Source organism: Streptomyces sp. GL_140 (assembly GCF_057834465.1).
In genome coordinates, this window is the sequence record NZ_CM174404.1 from 7,453,991 (window position 1) to 7,469,655 (window position 15,665).

The window sequence follows — 15,665 nt, forward strand, 5'->3', positions numbered from 1 at the left end:
GTTTAGTGTCTGGGTTCAGCGGCTATTCAGCGATGCCTGTGAGGCGGGCGAGTCCGGTGAACGAGTCCAGCAGCGCGGTCCGGTCGTACGTGGACGTGGTGACGAGCAGTTCGTCGGCCCCGGTCAGCTCCGCGAGGGCGGCGAGCTCGGCCGCGACCTGGGCCTCGGTGCCGTGGACGTGCCCGGTGAGGGCCCCCTCGTAGAGCTCCCGCTCCTTGGGGGTCATGGCCAGGGCCTCGATCTCCTCGGCCGGGCGCAGGGGCGGGAAGCTGCCACGGGTGCGCGATTGCGCCAGCGCCCACGCCTCCGGGATCAGGATCCGCCGGGCGGCCTCGGCGGTGGCGGCGACCGCGACCGTCCCGGAGGCGATCACGTACGGCTCCGCACCCCAGGGCGAGGGCCGGAACTCCGAGCGGTACCCCTCGATGATCTCCACGACCCGGGCGCGGGCCCGTAGGTCGCCGACCACCAGCGGGAGCCCCGCGCGGGCAGCGATACCGGCCCCCTCGCCCGTGGCCAGCACGAAGGGCGGGATCCGAAGCCCCTCCGCCGGGCGGGCGTGCACCTCGGGGTGCGCCCGCTGGGTGCCGTCCAGCCAGCCCAGCAGTTCCGCGAGCTGCTCCTCGAACCGGTCGGCGTCCCCGGTGTCGCGGCCCAGCGCCCGCCGGATCCCGCCCGTGAAGCCGACCGAGCGGCCGAGGCCCATGTCGATCCGGCCGGGGAAGAGGGATTCGAGGACCCCGAACTGCTCCGCCACGATCAGCGGCTGGTGGTTGGGCAGCATCACCCCGCCGGTGCCGACCCGGATCCGGCCGGTCGCCCCGGCGACGGCGGCGGCGAGCACGGTGGGGGCGGAACCGGCGACTCCGGGCACGCTGTGGTGTTCGGAGACCCAGAACCGGTGGTAGCCGAGCCGTTCGGCGGCGCGCGCCAGCTCCACGGTGTCCCGCAGGGCCTCGGGGGCGGGGTGCCCTTCGCGGGTGCGGGACCGGTCGAGTATCGAGAGTTTCCGGATCACACAAGGGTCAACGCACGGGGCGCTCCAGGATTCCCCGGGTGGCGCCGGACCGGAGGCGGCCGCTGCTTAGGCTGGCGGGGTGACCGAGACTCAGAACCGCAGGCCCCTGGCCGTCTTCGACATCGACAACACCCTCGCCGACACCGGCCACCGCCAGCACTGGCTGGAGCGCCGGCCCCGCGACTGGGACGGCTTCTTCGGCGCGGCCCCGGCCGATCCGCCGCTGGCCCGGGGGATCGAGCTCGCGGTGCAGAGCGCGGCCGACTGTGAGGTCGTCTACCTGACCGGCCGGCCGGAGCGCTGCCGTGCGGACACCGCCGAATGGCTGACCCGGCACGGGCTGCCCGAGGGGCGGCTGTGGATGCGCGGGAACCAGGACCGGCGGCCCGCCCGGACGACGAAGCTGGAGGTGCTCCGGCGGATCTCGCGGGGCCGTGAGGTGCGGATGCTCGTGGACGACGACGAGCTGGTCTGCCGGGCGGCGCGCGCGGAGGGGTTCCGCGTGGTCCTGGCGGACTGGGCGGCCCCGGCGCCGGAGCTCAAGGACGCGCAGGAGGGCGAGGGCCGCACCTGAGCGCCCGGCCGGGCGGGGGCGGCGCGGTTTCCGGCCGCGCGAGGCTGCGTACGGCCGCACGAGGTCGCGTAGGGCCGCGCAGGGCCATGTATGGGCTGCGTGCGGCCCCGTACGGCTGCGTACGGGGCCTCAGTCCTCGCCGTCGAGCCGGAAGCCGAGCTTCAGCCCCACCTGGTAGTGCGCGATCTCGCCGTTCTCGATGTGACCCCTGATCTGTGTCACTTCGAGCCAGTCCAGCCCGCGCAGTGTCTCGCCCGCGCGCGCGACCCCGTTGCGGATCGCCTGGTCGATGCCTTCGTGGGACGTGCCGACGATCTCGGTCACCCGGTACGTGTGATTGGACATGGACGTCTCCCGACACTGGGTGGCTGTTGCCTTGTTCTACGGTGCCCCAGTAAGTCCGGGTCCGCGAACTTTGTGTGAAGAATCCACAGCCCAACCCTCTTGACCCACCCATTGGTCTATGCCAATTTCAAGCCATCTGAGATCCATCCCCAGAAGGTGACCTTCGTGAAGATGCGCTTCCTTGCCGTGTCCACCGCTCTCGCGGCGGCGACCGCACTCACCGGCTGCAGTCTGGCCGGATCGGCGGGAGGTCCGCAGAAGGTGACGCTCTGGCTGATGAAGGGGAGCGCGTCGGACGAGTTCATCACCCAGTTCACCAGCTCCTTCGAGAGGGACAACCCGGGGATCGACCTCGACGTCCAGATCCAGGAGTGGACGGGCATCGGCGCGAAGGTCAACGCCGTCCTGGCAGGCAAGAGCAAGGAGAGCGCCGACGTCATCGAGGTCGGCAACACCCAGGTCGCCCAGTACGTGGAGAGCGGTGGAGTCTCCGAACTCACCCTGGAAGCACTGCGCGAGTGGGACGGCAAGGACTGGCTGAAGGGCCTCTCCGACCCCGGCAGCGTCAACGGCGCCCAGTTCGGCGTCCCTTGGTACGCGGCCAACCGCGTGGTGATCTACAACAAGGACCTGTTCGCCAACGCCGGGATCAAGGCGCCGATCAGAACGCGCCAGGAGTGGATCCAGGCGACCCAGAAGCTCGACAAGGGCAGCCAGCAGGGCATCTACCTCGCCGGTCAGAACTGGTACGTGCTCTCCGGCTTCATCTGGGACGAGGGCGGCGAGCTCGCGGTCGAGACGAGCGGCCAGTGGCTCGGCACCCTGGACGACGAGAAGGCGCTCGCCGGCATGGAGTTCTACAAGCAGCTCCAGGCCCTCGGCCAAGGCCCCAAGGACGCCGACGAGGAGACGCCCCCGCAGTCCGAGGTCTTCGCCCGCGGCGGGATCGCGCAGATCATCGCCCCGCCCGGCCAGGCCGCCGCGATCGAGGCCGCAAACCCGGCGCTCAAGGGCAAGCTCGGCTTCTTCCCGATACCCGGCAAGACCGCCGAGAAGCCGGGCGCGGTCTTCACCGGCGGCTCCGACCTGATCATCCCGGAGCGGACGAAGCAGCGGAAGAACGCCGTCAACGTCATCACGGCCCTGGTCAGCGAGAAGTGGCAGACCGAACTGGCGACCACGATGAGCTACGTGCCCAACAAGACCACCCTCGCGCACGTGGTCGAGAGCAACGAGGGCGCCGCCGCGATGGCCCCCGGCGCCGCCCAGGGCCGCGCCACCCCGAAGTCCCCCCGCTGGGCCGAGGTCGAGGCCAAGAACCCGCTCAAGCCGTTCATGACGGCGGTCCTCACCGGCCAGGACCCCAAGGAGGCCGCCAAGACGGCCTCCGCGACCATCAGCAAGGTCCTCAGCGCCGACCGCTGATCCGGTGTGCGGCCCTCGCGGCTCTCGTGGCCGGGCCTGCGGCCCGGTGTGCTGCAGGTCCCTGGACCGCCGAGTTCAGCGTTCGCACATCCAAGTGCCGCGAAGCGGTCATGTCGAATCCAGTCCTGCACGGAAGAAGTAAAGAAGCCAGGCCACGCGACCTGTCGGCCTGGCTCTCCGTGTCCGGATCAGGAGCCGCCATGACCATCGCACCCCTGTCCCCGTCCGCCCTTCCCCTCACCCCCGCCCCGGCCGTCCCCCGGGCGGCCTCGCCGACCGCCCCGACCGTCCCGACGGTCGCGAGCGCCCCGAGCGCCCCGACAACACCCCGCTACGCCGTCCGCGTCGCCCGCAACGAGGACGAGGTCCGCGCCGCCCAGCGGCTGCGCCACCAGGTCTTCGCGGGCGAGCTCGGCGCCCGCCTCGACGGCCCCGAGCCGGGCCTCGACGTCGATGCCTTCGACGCCTACTGCGATCACCTGCTCGTCCTCGACGAGGAGACCGAGCAGGTCGTCGGCACCTACCGGCTGCTGCCCCCCGAGCGCGCCGCCGTCGCCGGACGCCTCTACTCCGAGGGGGAGTTCGACCTCTCCGCCCTCGCGCCCATCCGCCCCGACCTGGTCGAGGTCGGCCGTTCCTGCGTCCACCCCGACCACCGCAACGGCGCCGTCATCGCCCTGATCTGGGCCGGCCTCGCCCGCTACATGGACCGCTCCGGACACAACTGGCTGGCCGGCTGCTGCTCGGTCCCGCTGTCCGACGGCGGGGTCCTCGCAGCGGCCACCCGCGAGAACGTGCTCACCCGCAGCCTCGCCCCCGCCGAGTACCGGGTGGCCCCGCACCTCCCCTGGAACCCGGGGGGCATCGCCTTCCCCGACCGGATGGAACTGCCACCGCTGCTGCGCGGCTACCTGCGCCTCGGCGCCTGGGTATGCGGCGAGCCCGCCTTCGACGCCGAGTTCGGCTGCGCGGACCTCTACGTCCTGCTCTCGCTGCGCCGCACCAACCCGCGCTACCTCAAGCACTTCCTCTCGCTCGCCCCGGGCGCATGAGCGTCTGGCTCCCCACCTCGCCCTGCACGCCCGAGGCCTGCGCCGGCCACGAGGGCCGCACCGCGAGCGTGCCCCGCGCGGTGCTGCGGCTCGGCGCCGCCGTCGCCCTGATCCTGCTCGGCATCCTGGGCGCCCCGCCACTGCGTCTGCTGCCGGAGCGGCCCCGGCACGTGGTGGTCCGGGCCTGGGCGGCCGCGCTGCTGGGCGCCTTCGGCCTACGGATCACCGTGCACGGGAGCCCCGGCGCGGGCGGTGGCCGGCTGATCGTCGCCAACCACATCTCGTGGCTGGACATTCCCCTCGTCGCGGCCGTCCTGCCCTCCCGGATGCTGGCCAAGAGCGACATCCGCACCTGGCCCGTGCTCGGCCCGCTCTCCCGGCAGGCCGGGACCCTGTTCATCGAACGCGACCGGATCCGCGCGCTGCCCGCCACCGTCGACGCCATGGCGCGCGCCCTGCTCGCGGGCGACCGCGTCGCCGTCTACCCCGAGGGCTCCACGTGGTGCGGGCGTGCCCAGGGGACCTTCCGGCGCGCCGCGTTCCAGGCCGCGCTGGACGCACGGGTGCCCGTACAGCCCGTACGGATCGCCTACGTGCTCGACGACGGCGACCACGGCAGCGACCAGGGCGGCGACCACGGCGGGGAGCATGCCGGGGCTCTGGCCGGGGCGCCCGCCTTCGTCGGGGACGATCCGCTGACCGCCTCCCTGTGGCGGATCGCGCGGGCCCGCGGGGTACGGGCCGAGGTGTGGCTGCTGCCGCGGATCCCGCCGGGCCGGTACGCGGACCGGCGGGACCTCGCGGCCGCGGCTCAGGCCGCCGTACTGGGGCGGCCGGACCCGGAACCGCGACCGGAGCCGCCCGCGCCCGCGGGACCGCCGCTGTCGCCGGAGCCGCCCGCCTCGCCGGCTCGGCCACTGCTGCCGGGCGTACCCTCCCAGCCGTCCGCGCCGATGCCGTCGGCCACCGCCAGGGACAGGGCGAAGCGGCCCGCCGCGTCCGTCCACCAGTGCGTCAGTTCCAGTCCGGCGGACGCGAGTTCCTTCCGGACGCCCTCCTGACGGAACTTCGCGGAGATCTCCGTCAGGATCTCCTCACCCACATCGAACGACACCTCCAGATCCAGGGCCCGGACCTTCACCAACGCCTGCGCCCGAGCCCGCAGCCGCATCTCGATCCACTCGTGCTCACGGTTCCACACCGCCACGTGCGCGAAGTCGGCGGTGTGGAAATCCGCACCCAACTCCCGGTCTATGACGGTCAGTACGTTCTTGTTGAACTCGGCCGTCACCCCCTGGGCGTCGTCGTACGCCGACACCAGCACGGCCTCGTCCTTCACGAGGTCCGTCCCCATCAGCAGCGCGTCGCCGGGCGAGAGCATCGCCCGTACGTCCGCCAGGAACACCGCCCGCTCCGGAGGCAGGAGATTGCCGATCGTGCCGCCCAGGAACACCACCAGCCGCGGTCCCGGGACTTCGGGCAGCTGGAGCGGCTTCGTGAAGTCGGCCACCAGGGCGTGCACCCGCAGGCCCGGATGCTCGGCCAGCAGCGCCTCGGCCGCCCCGGTCAGCGCGCTCTCGCTCACGTCCACCGGTACGTACGTGTCCAGCGCGGGCATGGCCTCGATCAGGTGCCGGGTCTTCTCCGAAGAGCCGGAGCCCAGCTCCACCAGGGTGCGGGCACCGCTCACCGAAGCGATCTCCTGAGCCCTTTCCAGGAGGATCTCCCGCTCGGCGCGGGTCGGGTAGTACTCGGGCAACCGGGTGATCTCCTCGAAGAGTTCACTGCCCCGGGCATCGTAGAACCACTTGGGCGGCAGAGTCTTCGGGGACTGGCTCAGCCCGTGCAGCACGTCCGTGCGCAACGCCGCGTCGGCGGCGTCCTCGTCGAGCGTGCGGGTCAGCCGGAAGTCGTTCACTGGCCTTCGTCTCCTTGGTGCGTGGCGCTCGCAGAGGTCTCCTCCAGGGGGCCCTTCAGGGGTTCCTTCAAGGAGAAGAGGTCGATTCGGGTACGGGTGGCGGTCAGCAGGGTCCGGTCGGGCACCTCGGTCCACCGCGGGTCGTCGTCGTAGGGCTCGGAGGCCACCACCGTGCGCTGCGCCGCCGCGTCGGCCAGGTACCAGAGGGAATCCCCCCAGGCCGTCGCCGCGATCGTCCGGCCGTCCGTCAGCAGCAGGTTCATCCGGGAGCCGGGCGCGGCCTCGGCCAGCTCCCGGACCGGTGCTGCGAGCGCCGCGCCGAGGGTGTCCCCCTTGCGCAGTCGGTGCAGGACCAGCGCCCAGAGCAGCGCCGAATCCGTGCGGGCGGCCAGCGACAGCAGTTCCTGGGGCGGCAGCGAGGCCGCGACGGGGGCAGCCGCGTCGGGCCAGTCCCGTACGGACCCGTTGTGGCTGAACAGCCAGTGCCCTTCGGCGAACGGCGAGGCCGCCGCCTCGCCGTCCGCCCCGGCGCGCGTGGCATCCCGTACGGCGGCCAGCACGGCGCCGCTGCGGATCACGCGCGCGAGATCGGCGAAGGACAGGTCGCCCCAGATGGGCCCGGCCCGCCGGTAGCGGGCCGGCACCGGATCGCCCTCCGCGTACCAGCCGATGCCGAACCCGTCGGCGTTGACCGTGCCGTGGCGCTGGTGGCGCGGCGCCCAGGACTGGCGCACCAGTGAGTGCTCGGGTTCGCTCAGCAGCCGCCCGAGCGTCACCGGCGGTCCCAGATAAGCGAGGTGACGGCACATCAGGCACCACCTGCCGACCGTATGTCCGGCTCCGGATCGGCGCCCGCAGTGGGCCCCGCGCTCCGGGCGGTCCGGAAGCCCGAGAAGATCTGCCGGCGTACCGGCAGGTCCCAGTTGCGGAAGGTGCCGCGGCAGGCCACCGGGTCCACGGCGAACGACCCGCCGCGCAGGACCTTGTGCTCGGGGCCGAAGAAGACTTCCGAGTACTCGCGGTACGGGAATGCCCGGAACCCGGGATAGGGCAGGAAATCGGAGGAGGTCCACTCCCAGACGTCGCCGATGAGCTGGCGCACCCCGAGCGGGGAGGCCCCGGCCGGATAGCTGCCCGCGCGGGCCGGCCGCAGATGACGCTGGCCGAGGTTGGCGCGGTCCGGGGTCGGGTCCTCGTCGCCCCACGGATAGCGGGTGGAGCGGCCCGTCACCGGATCGTGGCGGGCGGCCTTCTCCCACTCCGCCTCGGTGGGCAGCCTCCGCCCGGCCCAGCGGGCGTACGCGTCGGCCTCGTACCAGCTGACGTGCAGCACCGGCTCGTCCCCGGGTACCGGCTCGGTCACCCCGAAGCGCCGGCGCAGCCAGGTGCCGCCCTCGCGGCGCCAGAAGAGCGGGGCCTCGATGCCGTGCCTGCGGATCTGCTCCCAGCCCTCGGCGGCCCACCACTGCCGGTTGTGGTAGCCGCCGTCCGCGATGAAGACCTGGTACGCGGCGTTGGTCACCGGCACAGTGTCGATCCAGAACTCCTCGGTGTCCCGGACGTGGGCCGGCCGTTCGTTGTCCAGCGACCACGGTTCGGCGGAGGTTCCCATCGTGAACGGGCCGCCGAGCACGAGGACTTCGGCCGCGTACGGCGGATCTCCCCGGGGCGGATCCGGGTCGGGCGCGGTCAGTACCGGGCCGCCCTGTCTGAGCTGATGGGTGATCAGCATCGTTTCGTCGTGCTGCTGTTCGTGCTGCGCGATCATCCCGAAGACGTAGCCGCCGTCCAGCAGGGCCGTGCCTTCCAGGGGTGTGCGCTCCAGCAGGTCGAAGACGCGGCCGCGCACCTCGGCCGCGTACCGGCGGGCCTCGTCGGGGCCGAGCAGCGGCAACTTCGGGCGCTCCGAACGGGGATGCTCGAAGGCGTCGTAGAGCGGGTCTATCTCGGGGTGCATGGATTCGCGTCCGGCCACGTTGCGCAGCAGCCAGAGCTCCTCCATGTTGCCGATGTGTGCCAGGTCCCAGACCAGCGGGGACATCAGGGGGGAGTGCTGGGCGGTCAGGTCCTCGTCGCTGACGGCGCTCGCGTCGGTGAGCCCGGCCGTACGGACCCGCGCGGCGGTCAGCGCGGCGGCGGCCCGCTCGCGCAGGAGCTCCGGTTCGGTGGTCATGAGCGTGCCTCCTCGCCGGTCGGCTGTGGGTGGGGGTGCTGACGGGCCTGCGGCCGTCGCGGGGACCGGCGCTGCGGCGACCCGTCGTCGGCCGGACACCGGCCCCGTTTGACGTAGCGGTCCGTGAACTCGGCCACGGAGTCCGCCACTCGAGTGCTCGCCCCCAGCCGGGGCAGCGCCTCGGAGGCGACCCGGAAGCACGCGCGGGCGGCGGACCGCAGCTCCGGATCGGCGAGCCCGTGCTGCGCGGCGCCGCGCCACAGCGGATTGCGCGGGGCGGGCTGGGCGCCGTAGCCGTCGGCGAGCGCCTTCACCGCCCGGTACGCGGTCTCGGTGGCCTCCGGGTCGTCGAACAGCGCGTGCACGACGGCCACCGGGACCATCCAGCCGTCGTCGCCGGGCTGCGCGTCGATCATCCGCAGCTCCAGGTGGCCGCGGGGCCGCACCGGTGGGAACAGGGTGGTCAGGTGGTACTCCAGGTCCTCGGCCGTGGGCGGCCGCAGCCCGTCGTCGGAGCGCAGCCAGCCGCGGAAGGTGAGCCCGCGCGGCACGGTCCAGGGTGACCCGTCGGCGGCTTCGGCGCCGTCGCCGGACGGCCGCACGCACATCACGTCGGTGTCCAGCGCCTGCCGGGTCCAGGCCTCGCGAGGCTCGGCCTCCAGCGCCGGGGCGAGCGCGCGACGGATGTCGATGTCGCTCCAGACGCCCTGGCGGGCGCAGCGCCAGCCGGCGTACGGGCCTTCGTGCGCGGGGGAGTTGGCGAAGGCGGCGACCAGTACCGCGCCGAGCAGGTGGGACAGCCGCCAGCGACGGCCGTGCCCGAGGGGCCCCGGCTCCTCCTGCCCGGCGTCCACGCACACCTGCACCGAGGCGGAGGCGCACATCATGGCGCGGCCGGCGGGGCCGGTGCGGTCGAAGTAGCTCTCCATCGCCTCGTACCGGGGGCTGGTCAGCATCCGGCGGTACGGGCGGCGCGGGTCCTGGCCGAGGCCGCGCAGCACCAGGCCCTGCTCGCGCAGGACTCCCCGTACCGCGGTCAGATCGGACTGGAGGCCGTCCACGCACCCGGTGAGGGAGGAGGCGGGGGCCGAGCTCAGCTCCAGTTGGCCGCCGGGCTCGACGGTGACGCGGGAACCGAGGGGCAGGGCGCGGGCCGAGTCGTGCGCGGCGGCCAGCCGCTCGGGGGATACGCGCAGGTCGGGGCGTTCGGCGTCGAACACCAGCCATTCGAGCTCGGCCCCGAGGAAGCGGGGCGGGCCGGTCTTGAAGCAGATGCCGTGGATCAGGTCCTCGGCGGAGGACTCGGTGAGGCTGGTGGGACGGGACGGCTGTTCGGGTGGGCGCTCGGGTGTTTCCTGGACGGAGTCCTGGGGCATGACGGGGCCCTCGTCTCGTGTCGTCGGATGTGACATCACCCGTGCCTACCCGTCCTTAGGGGCGCAAACTCCCTTGCTACCGCACGCCGGGAGCGTCAAAGATCACAGCATGAGTGGCAGGTTGCGTGAGATCGCGCGAGAAAACGCGGAGATCGTGGCGTCCGGTGGGTACCGGGCGCGGTCGGGGCGGCAGGTGGCGCTCGCCGCCGCCCTGGCGGAGGCCAGGGCAGGAACCAGAATATATGGCCCAAACCGGGTTATTCCAGGTGAACCGACCCTCGGCGGGACCGGCAGGACCGTCGTCGAGGTCACGGGGGAGAGCAGCACGGCGGCGGCCCGCAGGCTCGCGGCGGACCGCCCGGAAGCGGCCGCGGTCGCGGTCCTGAACTTCGCTTCGGCCCGCAATCCCGGGGGCGGCTACGTCCGCGGGGCCAAGGCTCAGGAGGAGGCGCTCTGCCGCGCTTCGGCCCTGTACGAGACCCTCCTGGAGGCCCCCGAGTACTACGAGATCCACCGGGCCGAGGTCAGCACCTTCTACACCGACCGGGTGATTCACTCACCCGGGGTCCCCGTCTTCCGCGACGACCGGGGCGACCTGATGGAGACCCCCTTCCGGGCCGGCTTCCTCACCTCCCCGGCCCCGAACGCGGGAACGATCCGCCGCCAGGAGCCGGAGCGGGAGCCCGAGATTCCCGCCGCCCTGGTGCGCCGGGCCGAGCTGGTGCTGGAGGTGGCCGCGCTGCACGGGTACCGGGACCTGGTGCTGGGAGCGTGGGGGTGCGGGGTCTTCCAGAACGATCCGGCCCAGGTGGCGGAGGCCTTCCGGGGGCTGCTGGCGGGGCGGTTCGCGGGGGTGTTCGAGCGGGTCGTGTTCGGGATCCTGGACCGGAAACCGGAGACGCGGGAGGCGTTCGAGAGGGTGCTGGCAGGGCTCGTGTGATCACTGGGGCACGCAGCCCGGCGGTACGTCGGTACGGCGGGGCGTGACGGGGGCGCGGTCGGGGGAGCGGGAAGCGCCGGTCCTGCACGGTTCTGCCCCTCACTACCCGCATTCGGGTGACGGCCGCAGCGAGGCCTGTGCCGCGCCACCGGTGGACTCGACACTGGTTGTGACCGGATCTGACCGTCGGTGACATCGAGGGAGTCCCATGCGGGCGATGAAGCACGCGGCAAGGAACGCGGTAAGGACGGCCGTGGCGATCGGAGCGGCCCTGACCCTGTTCACGGGGGTGTCGACCAGCGCCCACGCGGCGGGGGGTGAATTCCGGTACGTCAATGTGGAGGGGGACGATTTCACCCTCGAAAGCCCGGTGAACGGCGAGTGCTACCTCCTGCTGAGCGGCGCGCGCCGGGCGGAGAACGCGACCGACACCCGGGCCTCCCTGTTCACGGACCGTGGCTGCGAGGGCGGGGCCGCGCTGGTGATGCGCCCCGGGGGCTCGGCGAACTTCGGAACCGTCGTTCCGCACAGCGTGCGGCTCGGCTGAAGGGCGGCGGCCGGGGCAGGGCCCTCGCGGGCCTGCCCCGGCCCGGCCGGCTACCGCCAGCCGTACCGCTCGCGCAGCCGGTCGACCACCAGCTGGAAGCGCCCCCGGTCCAGCGCGCACGCCTCGCGCCGCATGCCGTCCTCGTGCACGCGCAGCACCCGGTCCACGTCCACCCAGGACTCCCGGCCGGCGCCGTCCCAGGGCCCGGTCCCGATCGGGACCCATTCCCGGTCGTGGTCGTGCCGCTTGCTGGACAACTGAACGGCCAGCAGCGTTCCGGCCGCCTCCCGCGCCACGACCAGCACCGGCCGGTCCTTCCCGCGCCCGTCGTTCTCCTCGAAGGGAACCCAGGTCCACACGATCTCACCGGGGTCCGGATCCCCGTCGTGAACGGGCGCGTACGAGGTCTGCACCGGCCCGATGGCATGCGGATCGGCCTCGGCGGTCGCGGTCTGCCCATCGCGACCGGGCTGCTCGATGGAACCGTTGCTGTGATGCGAAAGTGCCGTCATTTAGGGGAGATTACTGGGCTTTGAGTCCCCTGTCGCACCGCTGGGTACTGGTTTTGCGTCCGCCCCGCGGTGCTTGATGTTGACGGCCGAGGCCTTGGCCAGTGCCGCGGGGTTCAGGAAGCGCAGCGGACCGATCAGGCGGGATGCGAAGAGGTGCATGTGCCGCGCTACCGATTCGTCGCGTGCCGCCGCCGCGAACATCAGCTGCTCTCCGGGATTGAACGGACGGGACTTGGCGAAGTCGGCGGCCATGCGCTGGTGGCCGTTCAGTCGCCACTGGTGCCTGCGTGAATACGTCTTGAGCGCCTTTTCGAGGTCGCCCCGGCCGGCTGCGGCCGGGGCGACCGCTTCTGCCAGCCACTGGGCGGACTGCAGGGCCCATCCGCACCCCACTCCCCACAGGGGGTCGCTGGTCAGGGCGGCGTCGCCGACGAGGGCGAGGCCCGGTGCGGTCGGCTTGCGGCTGTGCAGCGGGTAGTTGACGGTGCCGGTGATCTTCGTGACGCGCTCCGCGGAGTCGATGGGCGGCGCCTCGGGCAGGGCGCGCACGAAATCGAGGAAGCTGCCCTCCAGGTCTTCCCGGAAGGCCGGCAGCCGCTTCTTGTCCGGGAGCACCGCGACGACCGTCACCCCGTCGTCGTTCGGAAACGCGTACGCCATGTCGGGATCGAGGAACCAGGCGTGACTGACCCCGCCGTGCAGCGGAAGGTTGCGGAAGTGTGCGAGATAGCCGAACCGGCCGTTCTCGACCTGCCGGTCGACCACCCCGGCGAACTTCGCCACGGCCGAATCCTTGCCGTCGGCGCCCACGACCAGGCGGGCCCGGAACTCGCGCTCGCCCTGAGGCGTCGACGCGCGCACCCCCGAGATCCGCCCGGCGTTCCTCATCAGCCCGGTCACCTGGTGGCCGAGGAGCAGATCGACGCCGGGGGTCTGCGCCGCCCGGGACCTGATCAACGGGTCGAGGGTGCTGCGCCGGATGTTGTACCCGTAGGGCAGTTCGGGCCCGCCGGGCGCGGGGCGGGGCTCTATCCATCCCCAACGGGTGTACCAGCGGGCCAGGTTGCGCACGGCTCCCGCCTCTTCGAGCACAGGAATGAGGCCGAGTTCGTCCAGCACCGGGTAGGCGTTGGCCGTGAGGGAGTGGGTGCACAGCACCTTGTACGCCGCCGGGTCCGAGTGGCGTTCCATCAGTGCGACGCGGACACCGCGTCGGGCGAGCAGGATCGCCGCGGCGCTGCCGGCGAGGCTGGCTCCGCTGATGACGACGTCGTACTCGTGTCCCGCGCTCTCAGGCCTGGTCATGTGCCGATCGCTCCCTTCGGGGTGTGGTGCCGTTCGTGTGAGTGGCGCGCGCAGTGCCACTGCTGTCAGGAACATGACCAACTATAGGGAGAAGGTGATCGGGTGATGCGAGATCAAGCCGTGCGGCTCCGCACGCCGTTGACGAGGAAGCGGCCGGCCGGGGTCCGTCAGGAGCACCCGGCCGACCGCCGCATCCCCCCGGTCTAGACCCACCCGTCGAGGGAAGCCATGAAGCCGTCGAAGTCGTCGCGGTGGATGGTGTGTCCGGCCCCCGCCACCGAACGGACCTCGAAGCCGCGCTCCCGGAGGGCCGCCGCCCGCTCGTCGTTGATCAGGAAGCTGGGGTCCGCCAGCTGTACGAGCGAGGGGACCACGGGCGCGGTCGGCAGCAGGTCGGAGCCCATCAGCGGAGCGAGGCTCAGCGCGGTCGCCTCGTCCCACACGGCCAGGGTCTCCCGCTCGATGTCCACGTCCGCCTCGTCCCAGCGCGGGTTCATCGCCTGGATCTGCTCCTTGGGCGCGGTCTTGAACTGGGCGAACATCTCCGGGGTGAAGCCCGGTTCGGGGGCGGCCAGGTGCCAGGCCGGGTCGGAGAACACGGCACGCTTCGGCTTCAGACGGTCGACGGCGAGCGAGAGCGTGAGGCCGCCCAGGGAGTGCCCGATGGCGAGCTCGGCGCCCGCCGGCAGCGTCTCCACCACGTCGTCGGCGAACGCCTCCGGGCTGTACTCGCCCCGGCCGCTGGCCCCGTGGCCGCGCAGGTCCACGGCGATGGCACGGTAGCCGCGCTCGGCGAGGGCGGGTCCGACCCGGCGCCAGGTCCGGTGGTCGGCCATGATCCCGTGGATCAGGAGTGCGATGCGATCGCCTTCGCCCCAGGTGTGGGTGTGAAGCTGCACGGTGGTGCCTTTCATCGACAACGGTGTTGTGCACGAGGTGGGTGGGGTGGAACGAGGTGTGCGAGGCCGGTTCGGGGGCCGGGGCCGGGGGCGCAGGTCCTACCGGACGCTGCGGATCGGCTTGACCGCCAGCGCGCCCGCGACCGCGAGTACGGCGGCCACGATGAACAGGGCGGTGTAGCCCCCGCTGACCGACACGATCACCGAGGCGATGAACGGCGCGACGATCTGCGGGCCGGCGTTGGCGATGTTGAGCACGCCCATGTCGCGGGCGGCGTCCTCGGCCTTCGGGAGGACCATCGTCACCAGCGCGGTGTCCACGGCCATGTAGCAGCCGAAGGCGAGGCCGTTGATCACCGCGAAGGCCAGCATGGCCGTCCAGCTGGTCGACAGGGCGGGGATCACCAGCGCGATCGCGGACAGCAGCGCGGAGGCGCCGACGAAGAGCTTGCGGCGGTCGTACTTGTCCGAGAGCCAGCCGCCGAGGACGGTGGAGACCACCATCGCCACGCTGGTCAGCGGCATCATGATGGCCACGGCCGACTCGGGCTTCATGCCCTCGGGCAGGACGGTGTGGTCCTGGAGGATGTACAGCTGGTAGCCGCTCACCGCGAAGTAGCCGAGGACGAGCAGCGCCCGCCCGATGAACGCCCAGCGGAAGTCGTGGTCCTTGAGGGCGCTGGTGAAGGCCGCGAGCTGCTGCTTGACCGGCATCGGGGCCCGGGCCGGCAGTCGCTGCTCACGGGTGCAGGTGGTGAACAGGACGGCGGCGCCGGCGACGATCGCGCCGAAGATCAGGTAGCCGGTGCGGTAGTCGTCCGAGAAGGCCGCGCCGACCAGGGCGCCGATGGTGGAGCCGAACGGCAGGCCGAGGCCGACGGCCGCGGAGGCCTTGCCTCGGGCGCTCATCGGGACCCGGTCGGGGACCACGGAGGTGATGGCGGCCTGGTAGATGTTCATGACGGCCTGGCCGAGGCACCAGGCGATGGTGATCAGCAGGATCGTGTCCGCAGCGCCGAGCAGCAGCATCGCCGGGATGGCGGCGAGCCCGCCGCCCAGGATCCAGGGATTGCGCCGTCCGCTGCGGTCGGACAGGGCGCCCGCGACCGGGTTGAAGACCGTCGCGAAGATCGCGGAGACCCCCGCGATCAGGCCGAAGTTGGCGACCTTGTTCGCCGGGTCGATGTCTTCGACCTGGAGCGCGAGCAGTACGCCGGCCACGCCGATGTACAGCGAGTACATGGCGCTGTTGCCGAGGAGCAGCAAGGGGAGCAGGCCGCGTCCAGGGGTGGACTCGGCGGGGGCTTCGGTGGTGGCGGCGGTGCCGGTGCCGGGGGAGGAAAGGGCCACGGTGCCCTCCTGGGCAGTTTTTGGGGGCTGAGGGGTACGGGAGGAGTGCCTGAAGGTGTTGGAGGGGTGCGGGAAGCGGTACGGGGAGGAGTGCTCGCCGCCCCGTCACGACGGCGGGGGTGCGACGGAACGCGACGGGACGGCGGGCACGACTGGACACGCCACGGCACGTGCGGAGACACCTCCGGTGAAGCTGGGGTGACGCCCTGGTTACACGTGTCAGTGAATCGT

At 72.2% G+C, this 15,665-nt stretch carries 15 protein-coding genes and 1 pseudogene; 6 read left to right on the top strand and 10 right to left on the bottom strand.

Annotated elements, in window-relative coordinates:
* Positions 1 to 22: 22 nt before the first annotated feature.
* Positions 23 to 1,018, bottom strand: a complete 996-nt coding sequence (locus tag AC3IYJ_RS34685) for an LLM class flavin-dependent oxidoreductase (RefSeq protein ID WP_489398460.1) — start codon at positions 1,016 to 1,018, stop codon at positions 23 to 25.
* A gap of 79 nt (positions 1,019 to 1,097) precedes the next feature.
* On the opposite strand from AC3IYJ_RS34685, the gene AC3IYJ_RS34690 reads away from it, so the two are divergent.
* The gene (locus tag AC3IYJ_RS34690; protein ID WP_489398461.1) at positions 1,098 to 1,592 is read left to right on the top strand and encodes a phosphatase domain-containing protein; all 495 of its coding nucleotides are present in this window, start codon (positions 1,098 to 1,100) and stop codon (positions 1,590 to 1,592) included.
* Positions 1,593 to 1,721: 129 nt separating this feature from the next.
* On the opposite strand, the gene AC3IYJ_RS34695 is transcribed toward AC3IYJ_RS34690, so the two are convergent.
* Positions 1,722 to 1,937 (bottom strand): dodecin, encoded by a 216-nt coding sequence (locus AC3IYJ_RS34695; RefSeq protein WP_384652974.1) that lies wholly within the window; start codon positions 1,935 to 1,937, stop codon positions 1,722 to 1,724.
* A 165-nt stretch (positions 1,938 to 2,102) separates the two neighbouring features.
* On the opposite strand from AC3IYJ_RS34695, the gene AC3IYJ_RS34700 reads away from it, so the two are divergent.
* The 3 genes and pseudogenes from AC3IYJ_RS34700 to AC3IYJ_RS34710 all read left to right on the top strand — a co-directional run.
* A complete protein-coding gene (locus AC3IYJ_RS34700; RefSeq protein WP_489398462.1) occupies positions 2,103 to 3,362 on the top strand; it encodes an extracellular solute-binding protein in 1,260 nt (419 codons plus the stop codon).
* A gap of 200 nt (positions 3,363 to 3,562) precedes the next feature.
* Positions 3,563 to 4,414 carry a GNAT family N-acetyltransferase gene (locus AC3IYJ_RS34705; RefSeq protein WP_489398463.1) on the top strand — a complete coding sequence of 284 codons (852 nt, stop codon included), beginning with the start codon at positions 3,563 to 3,565 and terminating at the stop codon, positions 4,412 to 4,414.
* A pseudogene (locus AC3IYJ_RS34710) lies at positions 4,411 to 4,941 on the top strand (lysophospholipid acyltransferase family protein); the annotation flags it as partial. The gene AC3IYJ_RS34705 and the pseudogene AC3IYJ_RS34710, both read left to right, overlap by 4 nt.
* Positions 4,942 to 5,225: 284 nt before the next feature.
* Here AC3IYJ_RS34710 and egtD read toward each other — a convergent pair.
* The 4 genes from egtD to egtA are packed head-to-tail and all read right to left on the bottom strand — an operon-like array spanning position 5,226 to position 9,881.
* Positions 5,226 to 6,332 (bottom strand): L-histidine N(alpha)-methyltransferase, encoded by a 1,107-nt coding sequence (gene egtD / locus AC3IYJ_RS34715; RefSeq protein WP_489398464.1) that lies wholly within the window; start codon positions 6,330 to 6,332, stop codon positions 5,226 to 5,228.
* On the bottom strand, positions 6,329 to 7,141 hold the full coding sequence (gene egtC / locus AC3IYJ_RS34720) for an ergothioneine biosynthesis protein EgtC (protein WP_489398465.1): 813 nt from the start codon (positions 7,139 to 7,141) through the stop codon (positions 6,329 to 6,331). Before egtC ends, egtD begins: the two co-directional genes overlap by 4 nt.
* Positions 7,141 to 8,505 (bottom strand): ergothioneine biosynthesis protein EgtB, encoded by a 1,365-nt coding sequence (egtB, locus tag AC3IYJ_RS34725; protein WP_489398466.1) that lies wholly within the window; start codon positions 8,503 to 8,505, stop codon positions 7,141 to 7,143. The genes egtC and egtB overlap by 1 nt, the downstream gene beginning before the upstream one ends.
* Entirely contained in the window at positions 8,502 to 9,881 is a 1,380-nt protein-coding gene (gene egtA / locus AC3IYJ_RS34730) for an ergothioneine biosynthesis glutamate--cysteine ligase EgtA (protein ID WP_489398467.1), read from the bottom strand. Before egtA ends, egtB begins: the two co-directional genes overlap by 4 nt.
* A 109-nt stretch (positions 9,882 to 9,990) precedes the next feature.
* Here egtA and AC3IYJ_RS34735 point away from each other — a divergent pair, with 109 nt between their 5' ends.
* Both AC3IYJ_RS34735 and AC3IYJ_RS34740 read left to right on the top strand, forming a co-directional pair.
* On the top strand, positions 9,991 to 10,821 hold the full coding sequence (locus AC3IYJ_RS34735; RefSeq protein WP_489398468.1) for a TIGR02452 family protein: 831 nt from the start codon (positions 9,991 to 9,993) through the stop codon (positions 10,819 to 10,821).
* Positions 10,822 to 11,074: 253 nt separating this feature from the next.
* Positions 11,075 to 11,368: a hypothetical protein gene (locus tag AC3IYJ_RS34740; RefSeq protein WP_489398469.1), complete on the top strand. Its 294-nt coding sequence runs from the start codon at positions 11,075 to 11,077 to the stop codon at positions 11,366 to 11,368.
* A 50-nt stretch (positions 11,369 to 11,418) separates the two neighbouring features.
* On the opposite strand, the gene AC3IYJ_RS34745 is transcribed toward AC3IYJ_RS34740, so the two are convergent.
* The 4 genes from AC3IYJ_RS34745 to AC3IYJ_RS34760 all read right to left on the bottom strand — a co-directional run bounded on the left by AC3IYJ_RS34745 (position 11,419) and on the right by AC3IYJ_RS34760 (position 15,434).
* Complete coding sequence (locus AC3IYJ_RS34745) at positions 11,419 to 11,880, bottom strand: type II toxin-antitoxin system PemK/MazF family toxin (RefSeq protein WP_489398470.1); 462 nt, start codon at positions 11,878 to 11,880, stop codon at positions 11,419 to 11,421.
* A complete protein-coding gene (locus tag AC3IYJ_RS34750; protein WP_489398471.1) occupies positions 11,881 to 13,185 on the bottom strand; it encodes an NAD(P)/FAD-dependent oxidoreductase in 1,305 nt (434 codons plus the stop codon).
* A 203-nt stretch (positions 13,186 to 13,388) separates the two neighbouring features.
* Positions 13,389 to 14,084, bottom strand: a complete 696-nt coding sequence (locus AC3IYJ_RS34755; RefSeq protein ID WP_489398472.1) for an alpha/beta fold hydrolase — start codon at positions 14,082 to 14,084, stop codon at positions 13,389 to 13,391.
* Between the two features lie 99 nt (positions 14,085 to 14,183).
* A complete protein-coding gene (locus tag AC3IYJ_RS34760; protein WP_489398473.1) occupies positions 14,184 to 15,434 on the bottom strand; it encodes an MFS transporter in 1,251 nt (416 codons plus the stop codon).
* Positions 15,435 to 15,665: the final 231 nt, after the last annotated feature.